At 63.7% G+C, this 21,461-nt stretch carries 21 protein-coding genes; 14 read left to right on the forward strand and 7 right to left on the reverse strand.

All coding sequences use genetic code 11. From position 1 onward, the window contains the following. From ACH196_RS30210 to ACH196_RS30235, 6 genes are all read right to left on the reverse strand, one after another. Nucleotides 1-448 (reverse strand): porin (locus ACH196_RS30210; RefSeq protein WP_396650556.1); only part of this gene is annotated, 448 nt, incomplete at its 3' end. Nucleotides 449-798: 350 nt separating this feature from the next. After that, nucleotides 799-1,464, reverse strand: coding sequence for an RraA family protein (locus ACH196_RS30215; RefSeq protein WP_396650557.1), 666 nt, complete (start codon nt 1,462-1,464; stop codon nt 799-801). A gap of 39 nt (nt 1,465-1,503) precedes the next feature. Continuing rightward, a complete protein-coding gene (locus ACH196_RS30220) occupies nt 1,504-2,703 on the reverse strand; it encodes an NAD(P)/FAD-dependent oxidoreductase (RefSeq protein WP_396650558.1) in 1,200 nt (399 codons plus the stop codon). Beyond that, a complete protein-coding gene (gene argE / locus ACH196_RS30225; protein ID WP_396650559.1) occupies nt 2,694-3,884 on the reverse strand; it encodes an acetylornithine deacetylase in 1,191 nt (396 codons plus the stop codon). Before argE ends, ACH196_RS30220 begins: the two co-directional genes overlap by 10 nt. 4 nt (nt 3,885-3,888) lie before the next feature. Further along, nucleotides 3,889-4,296 carry a Zn-ribbon domain-containing OB-fold protein gene (locus ACH196_RS30230; RefSeq protein WP_396650560.1) on the reverse strand — a complete coding sequence of 136 codons (408 nt, stop codon included), beginning with the start codon at nt 4,294-4,296 and terminating at the stop codon, nt 3,889-3,891. Further along, nucleotides 4,289-5,449 carry an acetyl-CoA acetyltransferase gene (locus ACH196_RS30235; RefSeq protein WP_396650561.1) on the reverse strand — a complete coding sequence of 387 codons (1,161 nt, stop codon included), beginning with the start codon at nt 5,447-5,449 and terminating at the stop codon, nt 4,289-4,291. Before ACH196_RS30235 ends, ACH196_RS30230 begins: the two co-directional genes overlap by 8 nt. Nucleotides 5,450-5,748: 299 nt before the next feature. Between ACH196_RS30235 and ACH196_RS30240 the strand changes: the two genes are divergently transcribed. Further along, nucleotides 5,749-6,462, forward strand: coding sequence for a TetR/AcrR family transcriptional regulator (locus tag ACH196_RS30240; protein ID WP_396650562.1), 714 nt, complete (start codon nt 5,749-5,751; stop codon nt 6,460-6,462). 18 nt (nt 6,463-6,480) lie between these two features. Here ACH196_RS30240 and ACH196_RS30245 read toward each other — a convergent pair whose 3' ends face one another. After that, nucleotides 6,481-7,659, reverse strand: a complete 1,179-nt coding sequence (locus ACH196_RS30245; protein WP_396650563.1) for a PLP-dependent aminotransferase family protein — start codon at nt 7,657-7,659, stop codon at nt 6,481-6,483. Nucleotides 7,660-7,971: 312 nt separating this feature from the next. Between ACH196_RS30245 and ACH196_RS30250 the strand changes: the two genes are divergently transcribed. From ACH196_RS30250 to ACH196_RS30310, 13 genes are all read left to right on the forward strand, one after another. Then, nucleotides 7,972-8,871 (forward strand): SDR family NAD(P)-dependent oxidoreductase, encoded by a 900-nt coding sequence (locus ACH196_RS30250; RefSeq protein WP_396650564.1) that lies wholly within the window; start codon nt 7,972-7,974, stop codon nt 8,869-8,871. Continuing rightward, nucleotides 8,871-9,716, forward strand: coding sequence for a MaoC/PaaZ C-terminal domain-containing protein (locus tag ACH196_RS30255; RefSeq protein WP_396650565.1), 846 nt, complete (start codon nt 8,871-8,873; stop codon nt 9,714-9,716). Before ACH196_RS30250 ends, ACH196_RS30255 begins: the two co-directional genes overlap by 1 nt. Beyond that, nucleotides 9,713-11,389 (forward strand): AMP-binding protein, encoded by a 1,677-nt coding sequence (locus ACH196_RS30260; protein WP_396650566.1) that lies wholly within the window; start codon nt 9,713-9,715, stop codon nt 11,387-11,389. The genes ACH196_RS30255 and ACH196_RS30260 overlap by 4 nt, the downstream gene beginning before the upstream one ends. A 2-nt stretch (nt 11,390-11,391) precedes the next feature. Further along, entirely contained in the window at nt 11,392-12,822 is a 1,431-nt protein-coding gene (locus ACH196_RS30265) for an amidohydrolase family protein (protein ID WP_396650567.1), read from the forward strand. Between the two features lie 42 nt (nt 12,823-12,864). After that, nucleotides 12,865-13,926 (forward strand): ABC transporter ATP-binding protein, encoded by a 1,062-nt coding sequence (locus tag ACH196_RS30270; RefSeq protein WP_396650568.1) that lies wholly within the window; start codon nt 12,865-12,867, stop codon nt 13,924-13,926. 70 nt (nt 13,927-13,996) lie between these two features. After that, nucleotides 13,997-15,019, forward strand: coding sequence for an extracellular solute-binding protein (locus ACH196_RS30275; RefSeq protein WP_396650569.1), 1,023 nt, complete (start codon nt 13,997-13,999; stop codon nt 15,017-15,019). 32 nt (nt 15,020-15,051) lie between these two features. After that, nucleotides 15,052-15,945 (forward strand): ABC transporter permease, encoded by an 894-nt coding sequence (locus tag ACH196_RS30280; protein WP_396650570.1) that lies wholly within the window; start codon nt 15,052-15,054, stop codon nt 15,943-15,945. Next, nucleotides 15,942-16,748: an ABC transporter permease gene (locus ACH196_RS30285; protein WP_396650571.1), complete on the forward strand. Its 807-nt coding sequence runs from the start codon at nt 15,942-15,944 to the stop codon at nt 16,746-16,748. Before ACH196_RS30280 ends, ACH196_RS30285 begins: the two co-directional genes overlap by 4 nt. After that, complete coding sequence (locus tag ACH196_RS30290) at nt 16,745-17,161, forward strand: MaoC family dehydratase N-terminal domain-containing protein (protein WP_396650572.1); 417 nt, start codon at nt 16,745-16,747, stop codon at nt 17,159-17,161. Before ACH196_RS30285 ends, ACH196_RS30290 begins: the two co-directional genes overlap by 4 nt. Beyond that, entirely contained in the window at nt 17,158-17,574 is a 417-nt protein-coding gene (locus tag ACH196_RS30295; RefSeq protein ID WP_396650573.1) for a MaoC/PaaZ C-terminal domain-containing protein, read from the forward strand. The genes ACH196_RS30290 and ACH196_RS30295 overlap by 4 nt, the downstream gene beginning before the upstream one ends. Before the next feature lie 21 nt (nt 17,575-17,595). Further along, nucleotides 17,596-18,081: a GNAT family N-acetyltransferase gene (locus ACH196_RS30300; RefSeq protein WP_396650574.1), complete on the forward strand. Its 486-nt coding sequence runs from the start codon at nt 17,596-17,598 to the stop codon at nt 18,079-18,081. A gap of 155 nt (nt 18,082-18,236) precedes the next feature. Beyond that, a complete protein-coding gene (locus ACH196_RS30305; RefSeq protein WP_396650575.1) occupies nt 18,237-19,742 on the forward strand; it encodes a M81 family metallopeptidase in 1,506 nt (501 codons plus the stop codon). 33 nt (nt 19,743-19,775) lie between these two features. Next, complete coding sequence (locus ACH196_RS30310; RefSeq protein WP_396650576.1) at nt 19,776-21,356, forward strand: ABC transporter substrate-binding protein; 1,581 nt, start codon at nt 19,776-19,778, stop codon at nt 21,354-21,356. The last annotated feature ends 105 nt before the right edge of the window (nt 21,357-21,461 follow it).

Genomic DNA, 21,461 nt, shown 5'->3' on the forward strand with positions numbered 1-21,461 from the left:
GCTCGATATAGGCGTGCTCGATGCTGACGCCGTCTTCCATGTCGTAGCCAGTCGTGCCGCTGCCCGACACCTGGTAGTTGAAGTTGATGGCGGCATACGAACGCAGCGTGCCGTATTCGGTCTCGCTGCGGGCATCGGCGCGCAGCTGGAAGCGGACGCGGTTGTTGTAGGTCTCTTCACCCGCGGCGCTGCGGACGCCAACATGCGGATCATCAAGATACGAGGCGCCATAAAAATCGCCACCGCGGATGTCGACGCGGACATAACCGCCGATCTTCAGGCAGGTTTCGGTGCCGGGCAGGTAGAAGAAGCCCGAACCATAGACGTCGCAAACCCGAACGTATTCGACGGGTTCCGGCTCAGCAACCACGACCGCATCGGCCGCGCGAGCGCCGGTGACTGCGACCAGCGCCGCAGCGGAGCCGAGAAGCAGGCTCTTGATGTTCATTTGATAATCTCCAGTGTTCAGTTGCGATCGGCGCTTGTCTTGCTGGAGGCACCCGCCCCCTCAACGGCAATTTAAGAAACCTATCGTTTGCCCCTTGATGGTGACTTTACCCATCGCATTCGCGCATTCAACCGCGATCATGCATTTCCCCCGCGCCGAGCCGATGCTATCTCCTCCCCTGTGGCACAAACGACACGATTTGCCACCCGGTCGAAATCTTTGGTTAACACTTGGAACGAGGAGAGCGTTTCGAACACGTCTATGAGGAGGCGCGAGCGGCTGCATCGATCGATTCGTATCGGCACAGATTCGCAGCGTGCATGGCGAATGCGGGAATCGAACGGCTGCCTTCAGATCGCCTCGGGAACGCTGAACACATCGACCAGGGTCCGGCCGGTCACGAGTTCGGCAATCCATAACTCTTCCATGCGGACCCGCTCCTCAGCGACAGCGAGCAAGGCGTTTGCCTCATCAAGGGGAATCACCGCCAAGCCGTCATTGTCGCCAAGAACGATGTCTCCCGGCTTTGCCGCGACGCCGCCGAAGACGATTGCGCCGTTCACCGTTCCCCGCTCCTTGGAAAGCGGTCCGCGCGCCGTGTTGCCGAGCGCGTAGACCGGAAAATCGTCCCAGCTCGCAATGGTGTCGATGTCGCGGACCGCGCCGTTGATGACCAGCCCGGCGATCTTCTTGCGCCGCGCCAGGCCGCAAAGGATCTCCCCGACATAGGCGGTCTGGAGGCAGCCGCCGGCATCGACGGTCACCACGTCGCCTTCACCGGCGATATCGATCGCATGCAGCATCGGCCCGAAATCAGAGCGTTCGCACCACGCCGTCACCGCCTGCCCGGCAAGCCTTTTACCAAGCTGGAACGGCCGCAGCGGCCGGATGCGCGGATCGACGACGACACGCCCGCTGGTCACGTCCGACAGGATGGTTACCGGTATGCCGCGCCATGCGGCGAGATCGGTCGGCGTAAGGCGCCTTGACGTGTGATTGTAGAGTCTTGTCGGCATGGTCGTCTCCTCCAGACGGTCGAACGGTCGTTTCGGGCATCAGGCGGCAACAGGTTTGAAGCGCCTAAGGGAAAAACCTGAGACAGGATAGGCTGGCCCGCGCCCCGCCGCCATCTCGGCAACAATGCGGCCGGAAAAGGCGCCAGAGAGATTGCCGAAGAAATGGCCGGCATTGATTATCAGTCCCGCCGGGCTGGCCGCGGCATCGATGACCGGCAGACCGTCGGGTGTCTGTGCCACGACGCCTGCCCATTGGCGAACCACCGGGAGTCCGGCGATGGCCGGAAAGTTGCGGGAGGTGATCGAGCAGGCCATCGCCTGCCCGGCCACAGTCGCCTGGTCGAGGCCGCTGCCGACCTCGTAGGCGCAGCCGAATTGCAGCGATCCATCGGGATAGCTGGCGATCTGCTCGGTGAAGCCGAGTTCGGGCCGGATTTTTTCGGACGTTTCGCGCGGCAGCAGCGATGCATCGATGCCGGGCGGGGTGAAGTAGCGGAACAATGATTGGCCGGAAACGACCGGCTCTATCCGGAAGGGAGCGGGCGCGGTTTCCGCAGCCTCGAAACGAGTGGGGTTGTAGGGAATTTCCAGCCCGAGCAGTTCGAGAAGCCCATTCGACCAGGGCCCGCCGGCGATTACCACGATCCGGCTTTCGATTTGGGTTCCGTCCGCCAGCCGGATGCCTCGGCAGGCATCCCCCTCGATCAGAATTGTTTCGGCGCGCGCCGGCGCGAGGACCGTTCCGCCGGCTTGGCTGAAACCGCCCGCGAGATGGCGCAGCAGCAGCCTTGTATCCTGATGCGCGTCCAGCGGATTCCAGACAGCGCCAGAGACTTCCGGGCCGATGTCAGGGCAGATATCGCGCAGTGCGGCGCGATCGAGCAACTCGACCGGCAGGCCCGCCGCGACCCGATCGGCGACGAAGGCTCGCGCTGCCGGTTCATATTGTTCGTCGCGGTAGATGATCAGGCCGCCGCTGGCCCGAAAACCGAAATCGGGAAGTTCGCCGGCCAGCGTTTCGGCGAAACGCCGGCAAGCGAGCGAAAAATCCATCGAAAGGCCCGCGGCCTTCGTCTGCAACCAGAGGAAGCCCGGATTGCGTCCCGATGCCCCCCAGCCCGGGTAGTGCGTGTCGAGAAGCGCGACCGAAAACCCTTCCCGGCGCAGATACCAGGCGCTGGCCGTGCCGGCGATACCGGCGCCGATCACGACCGCGTCGAAGGTTCGGCTCATGCCCATGGCAGCCCGGCATCCTCAAGCTGCTGCGTCAGGCGGCCGATGAATGTCCGGCAGCGGTCGATCTCGGAAAGAGCGAGATATTCGTCGGGCTTGTGCGCCTGTTCGATCGATCCGGGGCCGCACACAACGGAGACGACACCGGCACGGTTGCTGAACAGCCCGGCTTCGGTGCCGTAGGCGACCTTGGCGTGGTCGTTGCGGCCGGCAAGCTGTTTGACGAAGGTCACGGCGGGATGCTCGACGTCGGTCGACAGCCGGACGAATTCGGCGACCTGCTCGACGGAGATCGACGCATCGGGCCAGACGGCCCGCATGCGCGGCAGGATTTCCGTCACGGCATGGCGGCGAATGCGATCGATCAGGGCCAGCGCGTCGACTTCGGGGAGCGAGCGGATGTCGAAGCCGACCTCGCAATGGTTGGGGATGATGTTGAGCGCCGTGCCGCCGGAGATCGTGGTCACCGACAGCGTCGAATGGGCGACGTCGTAGAGATGGTCGTGCGGACCGGAATGCGTGTGTTCCCTCGACAGGCTCTTAATAAAAGCGATCAGTTCGGCGGCGTATTCGATGGCATTGACCGCGGTCGGGGCAAGGCTGGAATGCGCGCTCTTGCCGGAGACGATTGCGCGGAACATGCCGCCGCCCTTGTGCCCGACGACGACCTGCATACTGGTCGGCTCGCCGACGATGCAGAGCGCGGGACGGACCGGCATCGCCGCGATACGCTCGATCAGGCTGATCACGCCGGTGCAGCCGACCTCCTCGTCATAGGAGATGGCGATGTGGATCGGCGCCTTCAGGTCGCAGCGAACGAGGTGCGGGACGGCGGCAAGCACGATGCCGACAAAACCCTTCATGTCGCAGGCGCCGCGGCCGTAGATGCGGCCGTCCGCCTCGCGCAATTGGAAGGGATCGCTGGACCAGTCCTGCCCGTCGACCGGCACGACATCGCTATGGCCTGACAGGATGACGCCCGGCACGTCGGCAGGACCGATCGTCGCCCATAGGTTGCCCTTGGTCCGGTCGGCGTTCCAGATTATGTCGCAGCCGACGCCATGCCGCGCCAGCCAGGCCTCGACATGGAACAGAAGCGCGCGGTTGGGATCGCACGAAACGGTCGGGAAGGCGATGAGGTCGCGGATCGCCGCGATGCAGTCTTCCCTGGTCGCGACTGATGTCATGCCGTCACGCGCCGGCGGGTGCGAAAACAGGCAATGGCGGCAGGCCACCTTCGCGCTGCCGCCATTTGACGCCGACCCGGTCTCCGATCGAGGCCGTCTGGGCGACGATGTTGGTCAGCAGGCGCGGACCTTCGTCAAGCTCGACGACGGCAAGCAGATAGGGCGGCGGCAGTTCCGGCGTGACCGGCATGCGCATGGTCGCGAGCGAATAGATCGTGCCCGCCCCCGTCACATCAACCCATTCGAGCGAAGTGGCTTCGCAGGTAAGACAGAACGGCCGCGGGTAGAACTGATGCGTGCCACAGGTTTTGCAATGCTGCACCGTCAGCCGTCCCTTGGCGCAGGCCTGCCAGAACGGCTCGGTGGTCGGATCGGCGGCGCCGAGATCGGAATAGGAAATCTTGTCAGTCACGGGCGAGCACCACGGTGGAAGCGGTCGAAAAGGCAAGGCCGCCTGTGCCGTGGGCAACCGCGATTTCCGCGCCCGGAACCTGACGGTCGCCGGCCTCGCCTCGCAACTGGCGCACGGCCTCTATAAGAAGGAGAATGCCGAGCGCGCCGGGATGGCAGTAGGACAGGCCACCGCCCGAGGTCATGCTGGGCAGGCTGCCGCCTGGTCTTAGCTTTCCTTCGGATACGAAGGCTCCGGCCTCGCCCTTCTTGCAGAAGCCGAGGTCCTCCAGATAGAGCAACACGGCGTGGGTAAAATTGTCGTAGGGTTCGAACACATCGACATCGGCGGGTGTCACGCCGGCCATGCCGAAAGCAGCGCGCCCCGATGCGGCACCCGGCGTCACCGTCAGGTCGGGACACTGTGCGACGTGCCACTGCACATGGCTTTCCCCTGCCCCAAGCACGCGCACCGGCTTCTTGGCGGCATCGCGCGCCCGGTCCTTGCGCGCCACGACGATCGCGCCGCCGCCATCGGTGACCAGGCAGCAATCGAGCTTGCGCAGCGGATCGCAGAGCATCGGCGAGGCCATCACGTCGTCGATCGACAGCGGATCACGGATCCATGCCTTGGGATTGAGGGCGGCCCATTGCCGCGCGGCGACGGCGATTTCGGCCAAGTGTTCCAAGGTCGCGCCGTACTGGTGCATGTATCGCGCCGCGCTCAGCGCATAGTGGCCTATCGGGAAATGAATGCCGAACGGCGTCTCGAACTGCGCGGCGAGCGATCCATCCAGCGCGGCGGCGGCCTTCTTGCGGTTCTTGCGGCTGCGCTGTCGCGAGGCGTAACCGATCAGCGCGACCTCGCAGCGGCCGGTAGCGACGGCAGCCATCGCGTGGTGCACGAAGAACTCGAAGGAAGCTCCGCCCATGTCGGAGGATTCGGCATAACGCGGCTGCAGGCCGAGATATTCGCCAAGCTGAACCGACCCCTCCTCGCCCATGTAGTTGGTGAAGAGGGCATCGACGTCCCTGAAGCCCAGCCCGGCCTCGCCCAGCGCTTCCTGTGCTGCGATTGCGACCATCGAGAACTCGCTATGGTCCGGCACCTTGCCGAGCGGCGTCTCGGCGGCCCCGACGATGTAGACGGGCTGCTCTATCAAAGGATGCGGCATGAAAGGTCTCGATAGGGGAAATGGGAATTCCAGGCGAGAACCGGCGGTGCGTGGTCGGTTTCGGTGATCACGAAGCGCTCCCTGCCCGCTTTTCCTGGCCACGCGCAATCAAGCATGCTGCCTCGAACGGAGGCCGGCTTGCCTTCCAAGGCTTGCGAGCGACATTGAAATCAGACGGCAACATGAATATGAAGTCAATATCAATTTTTGATTCCGCGGAGCCGATTGTCGGCAAAGCGGCGTCGGATGTTGATTAACGACGATGCCGGTGCGATATGCGCCAGCAAAGGGGTGATCCGATGGCAGCGGAAGCCGAACTGAAGCCGACAGCGGCCGAAGACCATAGCCACAAGGGCAAATACGCGGACTATCTGGCGGCAGGGCTGGGTTCGATGTCATTCGCCTCCAAGGGCGACCGGACCAAATATCGCCTGAAGATCGCCGCGGCGCGCGCGCTGGAGGAGATCGGCTACCTCGACGTGAAGGTCTCGGACATTTGCGGCTTCGCCGATGTCGCGCTGGGCACCTTCTATGTCTACTACCGCGACAAGAACGAGATCGCCATCGAAGTGGTGCTGGATTTCGTCGAGTACCTCTACGAGCGCGCCAGGCAGGTTGGCCGCGGCACCGGCGAATACGAGGCGATCCTGAACACCAACCGCTTCTTCATCGCCGCCTATACCGCCAATCCGGGCCTCATGCAGTGCCACGCGCAATTGCAGAGCCAGTTGCCGGAATTCCGCGAGGTCTGGCGGCCGAGGCATCGGAAATGGATCGAGAATCTCGCCCGCTCGATTTCACGGCGCGGCAACTACAAGGAAGGAATGCCGGGTTCGCCCCAGGCGGTGGCGCATGCGCTGGAAGTCATGGTCTTCCACTACCTCTATGCCGTGATCGTCAGCGGCAACCCGTTGGTCGACGGCGAGGATACGGCTCATGCAGACGACCTCGCGCAGATGCTGTCGACGCTGTGGTATCGCGCGGTCTACTGCAAGGATCCGCCGAAGCACTGAACACGGCACTCCTCCAATTCAGAAATTGGAGGTCAGATAACGCCTGGTCGCCTTGGCCAGCCGCGCCACCCCTTCCTCCAGCACCGCGGCCGGATTGCGGGTAAAGTTGACGCGCATGGCCGAGCGCAGTTGCGCGGCCGGGTCAAAAACGCTGCCGGGAACGAAGGCGATCTTCTCCTCAAGGGCGAAGCGGTAGAGCGCGTCGGTGTCGATCGCCGGGTGTCGCTTGCGCATCCACACGAACATGCCACCGGGCGGTGTTTCCCATTCGAACCATTCACCGAGCTCGGTCTCGGCGGCGCGGCATAAGGCATCGCGCCGTTCCCGATAGTGGCCGACGATCGACGGTACATGCGCCTCCTCGCGGCCGGCTTCCAGGAGTTCGAGGGCGACGGCATGGGTCAGCATCGAGCTGGCAATGTCTGAGGACTGCTTTGCCAGCGTCAGCGCCTGGATCATCTCGGGCGCGGCGACGACCCAGCCGACACGCAGTCCGGGCACGATGCTCTTCGACAAGGTGCCGAGATAGATGACGGGACCTCGATAAGGCCCTTCCGGCTCCATCCGGCCATGCAGCGCCAAAATGCTCGGACCGGCCGGCCCGTCATATTGCAGCGGCAGATACGGATCGTCCTCGACAAGCCAGGTCCCAGCCTCGATCGCCTTTTCCAGCAGTGCCTGGCGCGCGGCGGTCGGCACAAGCGCGCCGGTGGGGTTGGAATAGTTCGGCACGGTGTAGATGAATTTTGCCGTTTTGAGGGATTCGACCGAGGTGCCGTCTTCCGGCGACCAGTCCAAGGCTTCATAGGCCGGAAGTCGAGGCCGCCAAGCGTCCAGCGCGCCGACATAGGTGGGGAACTGGGCAACGATGCGATCGCCCGGATCGATCAGTACTTTTCCGAGCAGATCGAGGCCCTGCATGGCGCCGACGGTGAGCAGCACATTGCCGATCGTGAAGGTCCGACCGGACTCGCGGCTGATGCGTTCGGCGATATGACTGCGAAGCGGCGCAAATCCCTCGATCGGACCGTATTCGAGCGCGCCAGCACCCCAGCGTGCCAGGGCTTTTTCGCTCGCGTCAGCGATCGCCGCCGTCGGATAGAATTCGGCGGCAGGCAGGCCTCCCGCCATGCTGATGAAGTCGGGATCGATCCCCATCGCCATGAACTGCTGGGTGATGTTGTTGGTCTGATTCATCCATCGCGAGAAAGCAGGACGAACAGGGGAAGACCGGGTGCGAGGCGCCATAGGCCGCTACCTTTGCCATGGCGTCTCCCCGGTCCGCAAGGACGGATGGGGAGAGGTTTCGCCCACAAAATTGATATTGACTTCATATTCATTTTGTCCTCTGCTGTCAATGTCGGCGGGGGCCGCGAGGCTGAGCCGATGAGGCCCGCCGGACGGGTTTCCGGGGCCAATTCCAGTGCATTTGTCGAGCGAGGTGGGCGTGCCGAACCATTTTACGGCTGAACGGTTTCCGGCCAATTCGTTTCCGGGAGCGGCCGGCTGATGCCGCAGCACCGACTTGACGGACGCGTCGCCATCGTCACCGGCGCCGGCCGCGGGCTCGGGCGGTCCTATGCGATGGCGCTGGCGGAGCTTGGCGCGGCGGTCGCGGTCAACGACCTCGGCGGTGACCTTTATGGGGCGGGCCGTGACCCCTCCCCGGCACAGTCCGTCGTTGCCGAAATCGTCGCCGCGGGCGGCAAGGCTATCGTCAGCGGCCATGACGTCGCCGACTGGAGCGATGCGCAGGCACTGATCGACCTAGCGGTCGAAACCTTCGGCGGCCTCGACATATTGGTCAACAATGCCGGCATCCTGCGCGACAAGCTGTTCGCCAACATGTCCGAGGAAGAGTGGGACGCCGTCATCCGCGTCCATCTCAAGGGACATGCGGCGCCGTCGCGTCACGCCATGGAATACTGGCGCAACGAATCCAAGGCCGGCAACAAGGTCGCCGCCTCGATCGTGCACACGAGTTCGCTTGCCGGCCTGGTCGGCAGTTTCGGCCAGGCGAACTACGCCTCCGCAAAACTTGCCGTGGTCGGGCTGTCGCGCACTCTGGCGCTGGAAGGCGCAAAATATGGCGTGCGCTCCAACGCCGTGTCGCCGTCGGCGCGCACCCGCATCGAGACGTCGCTCAAGCCGCCGCCCGAGGGTATGTTCGACGTATTCTCGCCGGACAATGTCTCGCCGCTGATCTGCTGGCTGGCGCTGGAGCGCTGCCCGGCGACCGGCCAGGTGTTCCAGGCCTATGGCAACCGCATCGAGGTGATCGCGCCCAGCGCAATCGAGGTCGACCTCAAGACCGACGGGCGCTGGCGGATAGAGGATATCGATCGTGAACTCGGCAACAAGCTGCCGAGACTTTCGAAACTGAGCGATTTTGTCGAGGGATTGCCGTGATGAATGCGAACGCCCCTGTTTCGCGGGGAGAGACGTTTCCGATCGGTCTGACGCGGGATTCCGAGGAATTCCGAACCAGCAGCCACCGCATCGCGCAGTTCGCGAAGTCGGTCGATGACGAGAACCCGCATCACCTGGCGGGAAAGTTCGCCCCGCCGGTCTTCTCGCATGTGCCGGTCATGCAGAGCATGGTCGAGATTCTCGAGCAGGTGACCGGTGGCTTCGCGCTGCATGGTGAGCATGATTTCATCTTCCATACGCCGATCGTGCCGGCGCAGCGGCTGTTCACCGTCTCTACGCTGGTCGGCATCGGCGCCACAAAGCCGGGCACCACCTTTATCGTCCGCTCCGACACCCGGACCCATGACGGTAAGCCTGTGATTACGCAATACAGCACCTGCCTGGTGCGCGGCGGCGCGCCGGCGCAATCCCACGGCGAGGCCGTACCGGCCCGGCCGACATCCGCGAGGGGCGCGGCGGCGGTCGTCTCGCGCTACGCGCTGACGCCGGACCAGACCCGCCGCTATGCCGATGCGGCGCGCGACTATTCCGCCTACACGATCGATCCCGCGGCGGCCGCCAAGGTCGGCTATGCCGCGCCGCTGGTGCATGGGATGCTGACGCTTTCGCTGGCCGCGCGGGCGATCGTCGACGACCATTGCGGCGGCGAGACGCCGAGATTGAAACGGCTCGGGTGCCGCTTCGCCGCGCCGCTGCTTCTGACGCCCGGCCAGACACTCAAGGTCGAGCATTGGAACGGCCCGGGCGGTCCGATCGGCTTCGAGGCGTCCGACAAGGACGGAAACATCGTCATCAAGAACGGCTATGCCGAGGTGTCGAAATGAGCGCCGCCCCGCTTCTGACCAGCCCGCGCATGGAACTCGGGCTCACCAAGATACCGAACCGGCCGGAAAGCTGGATACGGCATGAGAATGTCGCGCCGGACTGGACCGCCCTGCCCCAGCAATCGGTGATCGAGATCGTCAGCAAGGGCTGCCTGGAGGATCCGGAACGGCCGGCGATCATCATCGAGGGCGGCACGGTGATGACGCGGCGCGAATTCCTCGACCGCTGCCAGCGCTTTGCCGGCTATCTAAAGGACAAGGCCAAGCCCGGCGACCGTGTGGTGGTCATGCTCGACAACCGGCTGGAATTCATGATCGCGCTGTTCGGCATCATCGCCAACCGCGCGACCATGGTGTCGATCGCACCGACGGCGATGCAGTACGACGCCGGCCACATCGTCACCGACGCGGCCCCGACGGTGGCGATCGTCGGCGCGCCGCAACTGCCGATCATGGAAGCGGTGCGCGGCAATTCGCCGGCGCTTGCCCACATCGTGCTGGTGGAGGGCGACGAACCGGACGGCCTTGCGAAATATGAGCAGGCATCCGAGCCGATGGATTTCAGCAAGACGGAGTGCCAGCGCGAGGACATCATCACCGTCTATTATACGTCCGGAACCACCGGCGCGCCGAAGGGCTGCATGCTGCACCACGGCTGGTGGCTGCGTGTCATCGATATCGATCTAAGGCTGTTCCGGCGCGGCTGGCAGGATAGGCAGCTCTGCTGCCTGCCCTTCTATTACGCCGACCCGGCAATCCAGTTGCTGACGTCGCTCGCCTCGCGCGGCACGATGGTGGCGATGCGCCGCTTCTCGGTGTCACGCTTCTGGGAAGTGGTGACCACCTACGATGCCACCGAAATCCTTTCCATTGCCTCGATCCCGGCGTTGCTGATGAAGGGCGAGCCCGGCCCGGCCGAGAAGGACCACCGCATCCGCCTCGCCATCCACGCCGGCCTGCCTAAGGAACTGCATGCGGAAATGGTCGAACGTTACGGATTCCACTGGCACAATCAGTATGGCAGTACCGAAGGCGGCGTGATGAGCCGCGTGCCCAACCATATGGCCGACGAACTGGTCGGCACCGGGACGATGGGCGTCGAGCCGCCCGGCGTGACCATCCGGCTGGTCGACGACAATGACAACGACGTGGCGCCGGGCGATGCCGGCGAATGCCTGATCGGCGGACCGGACCTCTACGCCGGCTACCTCAACCGGCCGGAAGTGACGGCGGAAGCCAATCGCGGCGGCTGGTATCACTCCGGCGATGTGGCGCGGCGCGACGAGCGTGGCCTACTCTATTTCGTCGGCCGCAAGAAAGAAATCATCCGCCGCATGGGCGAGAATATTTCCGCCGCCGAGGTCGAGGGTGTTTTGCGCTCGCACCCGAAGGTGGTCGAGGCTGCCGTCGTGCCTGTTCCAGACACGCTTCGCGGCGAGGAAGTAAAAGTCTATCTGCAACTGCGGCCGGGCGACGTTTTCCCGCCCGAGGAGGTCATCGCCTTCTGCAAGCAGAACCTCGCAGCCTTCAAGATTCCGCGTTTCATCGAGTTCCGCGACACGGATTTCGAACGCACGCCGTCCATGCGCGTCCAGAAGCAGAGCCTGCTCAAGGAAAAGAGCGACCTTCGTCAGGGCGCATGGGACCGCGAGACCGGAAAAATCGGAGAATAGCGGTGGCAACGCAGTCTCCTCACAACGGTGCATCCGAGACCTGCGACCTGCTGATCGTCAACGGCCATGTGCTGACGATGGACGAAAAGCGCACCGTCTATCCGGACGGCGCTGTCGCGATTTCGGGACGGAAGATCGTCGCGGTCGGACCGAGGCGCGCTATCGAAGCGGCATGGAAGGCGGGCCGCAAGATCGACGCGCAAGGCGGCGTGGTGCATCCGGGTTTCATCGACGGCCATTATCACGCCGGCCTGCATCTCAGCCGTGGCTCGATCACCGACAATCCCAATCCTCCCAAGGACGAGGGCGGCGCCGGGCCGGGGGTGTTCACGCGCTGGATCAACGCCGTGGAGGATGAGGACGAGTATGCGAGCGCGCTGATGGCCTCGGCGGAACTCGTCCGCAACGGTTTCACCGGCTTCGTCGATGCCGCGACGAGTTTCTTCCCCGACCTAGTCGCCGAGGCCGCGGGCGCAGTCGGCATACGCTGCTCGGTGACCGACTGCATGTTGTGGGACCATCTCGGCGAGGGCGAGCCGATGGCGGCCGATATCCCGCGCGCGCCCTGCAGCTTCGACCGGTCGCTGAAGGCCATGGGCGGCCAGTTGAAGCGCAACACGGACGAGGATGCGCTGGCGCGCGGCCATGTCGCCATCTATGGCTGCGGCAGCGCGAGCGACGAGCTGATGCGCGCGGCCAAGACGCTCGCAGACCGCGAAGGCGTCGTGATCCACCAGCACCAAAGCCTGATGGTTTCGGACGCCGGCTATGACGCCAAACGTTTCGGCAAGCCGGCGCTCGTCCATTTCGCCGAGGAAGGCCTGATCGGCGAAAACAGCGTGTTCACGCATATGAACATCCTGTCTCCGGAAGAGGTCGAGGCCGTGTCGGCGAGCGGCATGGCGCTGGTCTGGCATCCCGGCAATTTCATGTATTACGCGATCTCGCAGACGGGACGCAGCGCGTTTCCCGGCCTGCACAAACGCGGCACGTCGATCGGGCTCGGAACCGACATCGCAAAGGCATGGGCGTTCGGCGACCTCGGCATCATCGCCTATCTGGTGAGCCGCGAATGGGGCGACTATCTGCCCTCCGAATCGATCCTCGAAATGTTCACGCTGGGCGGCGCCCGCGCGCTCGGTCTGGAAAGCCAGGTCGGCAGCATCGAGGCCGGCAAGCGCGCCGACATCGTCATCCGCTCCAACGACCTCCCGGACGCCCAGCCCAACGTCAATGTGGTGAAGCAGTTGATGCTGGTGAGCCGCACCAAGGCGGTCGACACGGTGATGTGCAATGGCGAGATCGTCGTGCGCCACGGGCGGCTGGTGAAGCTCGACGAAGCGGAAATCTACCGGCTGGCGCGGCGGTCGGCCGAGCGCACCGCGGCGCGCGCCGGCATCAAGCCAAAATCGAACTGGCCGCTTGTGACCTGAATGCCGCCGGATGCCGGCGGCTGCGAGAAGAAACGTGGATTGATGACCAACGTTCGATTCTCAAACGTCTCGAAATCCTACGGGCCGGTGCAGGCCATCGGCGACCTGTCGCTCGCCGTCAATTCCGGCGAATTCACCACCATCCTGGGGCCGAGCGGCTCGGGCAAGACCACCATGCTGTCGCTGATTGCAGGCATCACCGCGCCGACTTCGGGCAGCATCGAACTCGGCGACCGCGAGATAACTTATGTGCCGGCGGCGCAGCGCAACATCGGCCTCGTCTTCCAGAGCTATGCCCTGTTCCCGCATATGTCGATCTTCGACAACATCGCCTTTCCCCTGAGGGTGCGAAAGCTGTCGTCGGCTGAGGTCTCGGAACGCGTCGCCGAAGCGCTGCGCCTTGTCCGGCTCGATGGCTTCGAGAAGCGCCGCCCGCACCAACTTTCCGGCGGCCAGCAGCAGCGCGTCGCGCTGGCGCGCGCCATCGTGTTCAAGCCGGACATCCTTCTCCTCGACGAGCCGCTCGCCGCGCTCGACCGCAAGCTGCGCGAGGAAGTCCGCTCCGAGATACGGGCCTTGCAACGCAGACTCGGCATCACGACGATCATGGTCACCCACGACCAGGAGGAAGCGCTGTCGCTGTCCGACCGCATCGTCCTGCTGTCTGGCGGCAAGGTCGAGCAGATCGGCACGCCGGACGAGATCTATCATCGGCCGAAGACCCGGTTTGCCGCGGGTTTCCTGGGTCTCGCCAATTTCGTCGAAGGCACGCTCGACCGCGACGGCGCGATCCGCGGCGAGGACGGCCGCTACCCCTGCGTCGACGGCGAGCGGCTGGCCGGCGCGCGGGTCTGCGGCTTGATCCGGCCAGAGGATATCCGCACCGACAGGGACAGCGGCTTCGTCAGCGGCATCGTGCGCGACGTCGTCTTCCTCGGAGAAATCGCGCGCTACACGATCGAATCCGCAAGTGGCCGCGCGCTGATTGCCAATGTCGGCGGCGCGCGCACGCGCTTCCCGGAAGGCGCCACCGTGTGGCTTTCGTGGGATCCCGACCGCGTCTGGCTGCTGCCGGACGAGACGGGAGGTTCATCGCTTCACTAGAGGCCGCCAAGGCAGGGCGGCCGCGCATGGCGTTCAACTCTGCCTGCTCAACTCAACAAGGATGATGCAAATGAAAAGACAATTGGGGAACGTGTCGCTTGCATGCATATTCGCCTTGGCCCTGTCGACGCCTCTGTCGGCGCAGGAGGCCAAGGAACTTCACATCATGAACTCGGGCGGCGAATATGGCGACGCGCTCGACAAATGCGTGAACGAGCCGCTGCTGAAAAGCGACGGCGTCAAGGTCATCACCGAGACCCCCGGCGGCTACGCCAAGATGGCGGCGCAGGCCAAGTCGGGCGTGATCACCAACACCGTGACGGACGCGCCGACCGGCGACATGTATCGCCAGGTCGCCGAAGGCCTGACCGAGCCCATCGACTGGGCGCGACTCAGCCCCGAGCCGATGTTCGACGAAGCCAAGAACCCGAACGGCTTCGGCGCCAGCTACTATTCGACGATCATGGCCTGGCGCGCCGACGCCAAGGCGCCGGCGAACTTCGCGGAGTTCTTCGATACCGAAAAATTCCCGGGAAAACGCGCTCTGCCCGACTATCCGGAATTTGTGTTGCCCTTCGCCGCGATGGGCGGCGGCATGTCTGTGGAGGACGCCGGTAAGGGGGTAGACCTCGACCTCGCCTTCGCGACGCTGGAAAAGATCAAGAAGGATACCATCTGGTGGCAGTCCGGCGCGCAGCCGGCGCAGCTTCTTAAGGACAATGAGGTGCAGTACGCCATCGCGTGGTCGGGGCGCGTGCTCGGCCAGGAAGGCGTCTCCGCCACCTATAACCAGGGCATGCTCGACATCTCCTGGTGGGTGGTGGCCAAGGGGATTTCCGACGACCAGCGCGACATGCTGTACAAATGGCTGAAAGTGCAGAGCAACGCCGAGGCGCAGAAATGCCTTCTCGACTTCCTGCCCTATCCCGGCCCGAGCCCGGAACTGGAAAAGCTGGTTACGCCGGAAGTGCTGAAGACCTTCCCGACTTCCGCTGAGAACAAGAAGGTGCAATGGCTGATGAACGGCCAGTGGTGGTACGACAACGCCAAGGAAGTCGAGAAGCGCTGGAACGAGTTCAAGCTCCTGCAGTGACGGAGGCCGGGAAAACCGGAGGCAAGCCGTCCGTGTCCGACGCTTCCATGACAATCGATGGCGCGGCGCCCGCCGCCGCGCCGCATCTTGCGCGTTTTCGCCTGAGGCCGCGCTGGGACCTGCTGGCCCTTCTGGCTCCGCTTGCGCTGCTCACGCTTCTGATCTTCGACATCCCGCTGCTGACCACCGCCTTCTGGAGCGTCAGCGACAGCGAAACCGGCGCGCTCACGGGAAAATACTTTCAGGAATTCTATGATTCCAACGCCTATATGCGCATCATCTGGCGCACGCTGGCGATTGCGCTCGAGGTGACCGTCGCCACCATTCTGGTCGGCTATCCCCTCGCCTACTGGACGACAAAACTCAGGCCCCGGCTGCGCATGATCGTGCTGGGCCTGGTCGTCATAACCTTCTGGGTTTCGATCCTGGTCAGGACCTACGCCTGGATCGTCATTCTCGGCAATGCCGGGCTGGTCAATCGCGGACTGATGTGGCTGGGCGTCACCAGCAAGCCTGTCGAATTCCTCTACAACGAACTCGGCATAATCATCGGCATGACCAATGTCCTGCTGCCGTTCCTGGTGCTGCCGCTCTATGCGGCGATGATCCGGGTCGACCAACGCCTGCTGCAAGTGGCGGAAACGCTCGGCGCCGGGCGCATGCGCATCTTCTGGCAGGTGTTTTTCCCGCTGACGGTTCCGACGCTCGCCGCTTCCGCCATCCTGGTGTTCATCCTCAGCCTCGGCTTCTACATCACGCCGGCCGTGCTCGGCGGCGGGCGCGTGCCGCTGATCGCCAACATGATGGACCTGCTGATCAACCGCTTCGCCCGCTGGGAGATCGCCGCGGTGGTCTCCGTGGTACTGATGACGATCACGCTGTCACTCTATGCCGTCTACCAATGGCTTAGGGAGCGCTATCAATGACCGCGCGGGGCCGGTTCTCGGATCTGTGGCTGGCCGTCTTCGCGGTGCTGGTGCTGATCTTCCTGTGCCTGCCGGTGCTGATCGTGGCGCCGATGTCGTTCTCCGACGCAAAATCGCTGGAGTTCCCTCCACCCGGTTTCTCGCTGCGCTGGTATCAGAACCTGCTCGGCAACCCGATCTGGGTGGAGGCCGGCAAGAATTCCCTGCTGCTCGCCACACTCTCCAGCACGGCGGCGCTGGTTGCCGGGACGCTGGCATCCTACGTGCTGGTGCGCGGCACTTTCTTCGGACGCCGGATGCTGGAGGCCAATTTCATGGCGCCGATGATCGTGCCGTCGATCATCACCGCCGTCGCGCTCTATATTTTCTTCGCGCGCACCGGCCTGCTGGGTACCTTCTCCGGACTGGTGCTCGGCCACACCATCCTGGCGGTGCCCTATGTCGTGCTGATCATGCAGGCGGCGATCCGCGGCTTCGACGTCCGGATCGAGCAGGTCGCGGCGACGCTCGGCGCGTCGCAGTGGCAGATCCTGACCAGGATCGTGCTGCCCAACCTGGCGCCAAGCGCGGCAGCCGCCTGGATCTTCTCCTTCGTCATGAGTTTCGACGAGGTGGTCGTCACGCTGTTCGTTTCCGGAACTTACATGACCATCCCGAAACGCATGTTCAACGAGTTGATGTTGCAGGTGAACCCCACCGTGACAGCGGTGGCGACGCTGCTGATCGCATTCAACCTCCTGGCGCTCGGCGTGCTTTTGCTGCTCACCGGCCGCAAGAAACTCTTCGGGACCGGCATGGCATGATCCGCGTCGGCGACATCCTCGACGAGTGGGAGTTTCAGGTCGAGGCCGGCAAGGTGCGCGAGTTCGCGCGCGCCGTGCAGGATGAGCATGCGAACGGGAGCCCCATCGCGCCGCCTACCTTTCCGGTCGTGATTTCGGCCGATTTCGTCGAGCGGCTCGTCACAAGTTTGCTTGTCCTCGACCGCTCGCGCACCGTGCATGGCGAGCAGACCTATGAATATTTCCGTCCGATCGTCGCCGGCGATTTGTTGCGCTGCCGGGCGAGGCTGGTGGGCGACGAGACCAAGACGGGAAAGCGCGGCGGCACGATGCGCATCATAACGACGGAGGTCGAATTCGTCTCGGCGACGGACGGGACGCTCGTCTGCCGCGAGACCATGGCCTCGATCGAGAAGGGCGCGGCGGGTTCATGAGTTTCGGCCTTCCGGAGCCTCTGGTTTACGGCCCGCTAACGCGTACCGACCTGGTTCGTTATGCCGGCGCCTCGGGCGATTTCAACCCGCTTCATCACGACCACGAATTCGCTGGCAAGGCCGGGCTGCCGGACGTGATGGCGCATGGCATGCTGTCGGCCGGGTTGCTTGCCTCGGCCCTGACCAAATGGTTTGGGGCCGGCTACGTCCGCCGTTACTCGATCCGCTTCCGCAGCCCCGTGTGGCCGGGCGACGTGCTGACCGCGCAGTGCCGCAGTGCCGAAACGCTTGCGGACGACAGAGGGCACATCGCCGATCTCGCGCTCGAACTGGTGCGCGGCGACGGAGACGTCGTCATCGCCGGCACCGCGCGCGTGACGATCGCAGGTCCCTCTCGTCTTGAGCCTCGCTGAGCGGAAGAGACGAACCGAAGAATGCGTGAAAAGGCCTTGATGATGACGCCAGCCGTGACCATACGCCCTGCCCTCCCCAAAGACCGCGCGGCGTTCCTCAATATGTGGCGTGACTTCGTTGCGAGTGCGCCAGGCGAGCCCGGCAATCACGAAATGGGCGAACGCAACTGGGATCGGATAACCGACGCCGCCAGCGGATTGAAATGCATCGTAGCGGTGGATGGCAGCGACGCGCCGCAGGGTTTTACCCTTTTCCTCACCTTCCCTTTCACTTGGAGCAAGGGCGACGCCTGCTACCTTCAGGACATCTATGTACGCGCGGAAAGCCGGGGCAGCGGCGCTGCCCGCGCGATGATCGCGCATTTGCAGCAACTCGGCCTGCAGGCCGGATGGTTCAAGATATTCTGGATGACCCAGCCCGATAATCTCACCGCGCAAAGGCTCTACGACAGGGTCGCCCAGCGCATGGATTATCTGCGCTACGACCTGAACATCTGCGAACCGTGACCTTGGATCTTGCCGTCCGGCTGCATGGCAAGACCAGAGTTCATACACCCGTCATCCGCCCCTAGAATTGATATTGACTTCATATTCATGTTGCGGTCCAATCCAATTCTGGTGCTGGCCAAGTCTCCGCATTCCCTAACAGGTGCCTTTCGCTCATGACCGCACGCCCGCGCGTTGCCATCGCCGGATTACAGCACGAAACCAATACTTTCGCGCCCTTCGGCGCATCCTATGACGACTTCGTCCGTGCCGACGGCTGGCCGGAAATGACCGTCGGCGAGGACATGCTGAAGGTCTTCCCTCCACTCGCCATCCCGATCGGCGGCTTCATCAACGCGGCGCGTGAAAAGTATGATTTCGTGCCGCTGGTCTGGGCTGCGGCCGAGCCGTGCAGCTACGTCACAGACGATGCGTTCGACCGCATATCGACTGTCATCTGCGACGGCATCGCCAGGGCCGGCGCGCTAGACGCCGTCTATCTCGACCTGCACGGCGCCATGGTCGTTGAATCGCACGAGGACGGCGAAGGCGAGCTGCTGCGGCGCGTCCGCGCGGTGACGGGACCGGACCTGCCCGTCATCGTCAGCCTCGACATGCACACCAACATCACTGTGGGAATGGTCGAGCATTCCGACGCGCTGGCGATCTACCGCACCTATCCGCATATCGACATGATCGAGACCGGGCAGCGCGCCTACGAACTGCTGGAGCAGCGCATCGCGCATGGAAAGCCGTTCCACAAGGCGCTGCGCAAAGTGCCTTTCCTGATCCCGCTCTATACGCAGTGCACGGATTTCGAGCCTTGCAAGGGCCTCTACGGCGGACTGCCGGCTCTTGCGGGACATGGCGTGGCGAATGTCGAGATCGGCATCGGCTTTCCGCCGGCGGACATCGCCGAGTGCGGACCGGCGATCGTCGCCTACGGAACGGATCCCGGTGCCGTGGATGCGGCGGCGGATTCCGTGCTTGCCCGGACGATGGATGCGGAAATGGCATTCACCGGTCCGCTGTTCAGCCCAGACGACGCCGCCAGTTACGGCAAGGCACACGGCCGGCCCGGCGATCCGATCGTCATCGCCGACACTCAGGACAATCCCGGCGCGGGCGGCACGTCGGACACGACCGGGCTGCTGCGCGCCATGGTGGACTCAGGCTTGCGCGACGCAGCACTCGGCCTACTCTGGGATCCGCCGACGGCAGACAAGGCGCATCAAGCAGGCGTCGGTGCCGAAATCGACCTCGTGCTCGGCGGCCGCTACGGCTACGACGCGGAGCCCTTCCCGGCCAGGGTCAAGGTCGAGGCGCTCTCCGACGGTACCTTCACCTGCCACGGCGCCATTCTCGGCGGCGTCACCGTGTCGCTGGGAAAGATGGCGCGGCTGCGCATCCTCGACGACCGTTCGGATGTGCAGGTCGCGGTGTGCAGCGTGCGCTACCAGTGTCTCGACCAGCAATTGCTGCGCGAGGTCGGCATCGAGCCGAAAGACCATGCGGTCATCGCGCTGAAAAGCACCGTGCATTTCCGGGCAGATTTCGACCCGATCGCCAAGGAGACGATCGTGGCCGAGGCGCCCGGAGCCAATTTCTGCCGGGGCGAAAAGGTCGTCTACAAGAACCTTCGCCCGGGAGTGCGGCTCGGTCCCGGAGGCCCGGCCAACTGAGCGAAGCTGCCTGACAAAATGGGAGACGGCAAAATGAAACGCATGCTTCTGGGACTGCTTCTGGCCACATCCATGCTGACCGCGCCGGCCTTTGCCGACACACCGGCCAACACGCTGGTGATGGCGAAGGCCATCGATGATATCGTCACCATGGATCCGGCGGAGATCTACGAACTCTCGAACTCCGAGATTGCGGTCAACGTCTATGACCGCCTCATGGGCCTCGAGATCGGCGACATGAAGAATCTCGTGCCGAAGATGGCCGAGAGCTATTCGGTCAGCGACGACGGCAAGATTTTTACTTTCACGCTCAAGCCGAACCTGAAATTCCACTCCGGCAATCCAGTGACGGCCGAGGATGTAGCCTTCTCGCTGCAGCGCGTCGTCCTGCTCAATTTGACACCTGCCTACCTGTTCCAGGCACTCGGCTGGAATGCCGAAAACGTCAAGGACATGGTGAAGGCGGTCGACGAGCATACGGTGCAACTCACCGTCTCCGAGAAATACGCGCCGACCTACATACTCAACCTGATGAGCACCGTGACCTCTTCGGTCGTCGACAAGAAGGAGGCGATGGCGCATGAGAAGGACGGCGACCTCGGCCATGACTGGCTGAAGACCAATTCCGCCGGCTCCGGCGCCTACAAGATGCGGTCGTGGAAGGCCAACGAGTCGGTGGTGCTGGAAGCCAATCCCGATTTCCGCCTCGGCGCCCCGAAGATCGAGCGTGTCATCGTCCGGCACGTTCCCGAAGGCTCCACGCAGCGTCTGCTGATCGAAAAAGGCGACATCGACATCGCCCGTAACCTGACGCCCGACCAGATCAAGGGCATCGAAGGAAATCCGGACCTCGTCGTCGAGCAGTTTCCCAAGGCGACGGTCTATTACCTCGGTCTCAGCCAGAAGATCGAGCCGCTGAAGAACCCGAAAGTGCAGGAAGCGCTGCGCTGGCTGATCGACTACCAGGGCATGGCCGACTCCTTCCTGAAGGGCCAGTTCATCGTGCACCAGGCGTTCTGGCCGGCCGGATTCTATGCGTCGCTGGAGGACAATCCCTACAAGCTCGATCCGGCCAAGGCGAAGGCGTTGCTTGCCGAGGCCGGTTATCCCAACGGCTTCGAAATCCAGCTCGACACCGGCAACACGCAGCCTTTCACCGGCATTGCCCAGTCGATCCAGTCGACCTTCGCGGAAGGCGGCGTGAAGGTGACGATCAACGCGGCAGAGGTGAAGCAGGTGCTGACCAAATACCGCGCCCGCCAGCATGACATGATCTACATGTATTGGGGTCCGGACTATCTCGATCCGAACTCCAACGCCGACAGTTTTGCCAACAACCCGGACAACAGCGACAATTCCGCGTCGAAGCCGCTGGCCTGGCGCAACAGTTGGGACATCCCGGAGATCAGCGCGGAAACGAAGGCGGCGCTTCAGGAGGCCGACGTCGAGAAGCGCAAGCAGATGTATCTGGACCTCCAGGGCAAGCTGCAGAAGTCCGGCCCCTTCATCAACATGTTCCAGGAAAGCGAGCAGACCGTGCTGCGCAAGAACGTGAAGGGATTTTTCTCCGGTCCGAACGCCGATCTGATATTCCTCTACGACGTGACCAAGTAGCGGAAGACCGCATCCCTGATGGCCGGTGAAACGACAGCGACGGGACGCGGGGGTGGTGCCGGGTAGACGTGCGGCATCGAGGTGGGTCCTTGAACTTTCCCCTTC

The organism is Mesorhizobium sp. IMUNJ 23232 (genome assembly GCF_044326205.1).
Taxonomy (GTDB): domain Bacteria; phylum Pseudomonadota; class Alphaproteobacteria; order Rhizobiales; family Rhizobiaceae; genus Kumtagia.

What these genes read in the sequence shown, in the direction of transcription:
- ACH196_RS30270 (WP_396650568.1), top strand. Translation starts at nt 12,865, where the DNA reads ATGACCAACGTTCGATTCTCAAACGTCTCGAAATCCTACGGGCCGGTG.
- ACH196_RS30295 (WP_396650573.1), top strand. Translation starts at nt 17,158, where the DNA reads ATGAGTTTCGGCCTTCCGGAGCCTCTGGTTTACGGCCCGCTAACGCGT.
- ACH196_RS30250 (WP_396650564.1), top strand. Translation starts at nt 7,972, where the DNA reads ATGCCGCAGCACCGACTTGACGGACGCGTCGCCATCGTCACCGGCGCC.
- ACH196_RS30235 (WP_396650561.1), bottom strand. Translation starts at nt 5,449, where the DNA reads ATGCCGCATCCTTTGATAGAGCAGCCCGTCTACATCGTCGGGGCCGCC.
- ACH196_RS30305 (WP_396650575.1), top strand. Translation starts at nt 18,237, where the DNA reads ATGACCGCACGCCCGCGCGTTGCCATCGCCGGATTACAGCACGAAACC.
- ACH196_RS30275 (WP_396650569.1), top strand. Translation starts at nt 13,997, where the DNA reads ATGAAAAGACAATTGGGGAACGTGTCGCTTGCATGCATATTCGCCTTG.
- ACH196_RS30290 (WP_396650572.1), top strand. Translation starts at nt 16,745, where the DNA reads ATGATCCGCGTCGGCGACATCCTCGACGAGTGGGAGTTTCAGGTCGAG.
- ACH196_RS30255 (WP_396650565.1), top strand. Translation starts at nt 8,871, where the DNA reads ATGAATGCGAACGCCCCTGTTTCGCGGGGAGAGACGTTTCCGATCGGT.
- ACH196_RS30240 (WP_396650562.1), top strand. Translation starts at nt 5,749, where the DNA reads ATGGCAGCGGAAGCCGAACTGAAGCCGACAGCGGCCGAAGACCATAGC.
- ACH196_RS30310 (WP_396650576.1), top strand. Translation starts at nt 19,776, where the DNA reads ATGAAACGCATGCTTCTGGGACTGCTTCTGGCCACATCCATGCTGACC.
- ACH196_RS30285 (WP_396650571.1), top strand. Translation starts at nt 15,942, where the DNA reads ATGACCGCGCGGGGCCGGTTCTCGGATCTGTGGCTGGCCGTCTTCGCG.
- ACH196_RS30245 (WP_396650563.1), bottom strand. Translation starts at nt 7,659, where the DNA reads ATGAATCAGACCAACAACATCACCCAGCAGTTCATGGCGATGGGGATC.
- ACH196_RS30260 (WP_396650566.1), top strand. Translation starts at nt 9,713, where the DNA reads ATGAGCGCCGCCCCGCTTCTGACCAGCCCGCGCATGGAACTCGGGCTC.
- ACH196_RS30215 (WP_396650557.1), bottom strand. Translation starts at nt 1,464, where the DNA reads ATGCCGACAAGACTCTACAATCACACGTCAAGGCGCCTTACGCCGACC.
- argE (WP_396650559.1), bottom strand. Translation starts at nt 3,884, where the DNA reads ATGACATCAGTCGCGACCAGGGAAGACTGCATCGCGGCGATCCGCGAC.
- ACH196_RS30300 (WP_396650574.1), top strand. Translation starts at nt 17,596, where the DNA reads ATGCGTGAAAAGGCCTTGATGATGACGCCAGCCGTGACCATACGCCCT.
- ACH196_RS30220 (WP_396650558.1), bottom strand. Translation starts at nt 2,703, where the DNA reads ATGGGCATGAGCCGAACCTTCGACGCGGTCGTGATCGGCGCCGGTATC.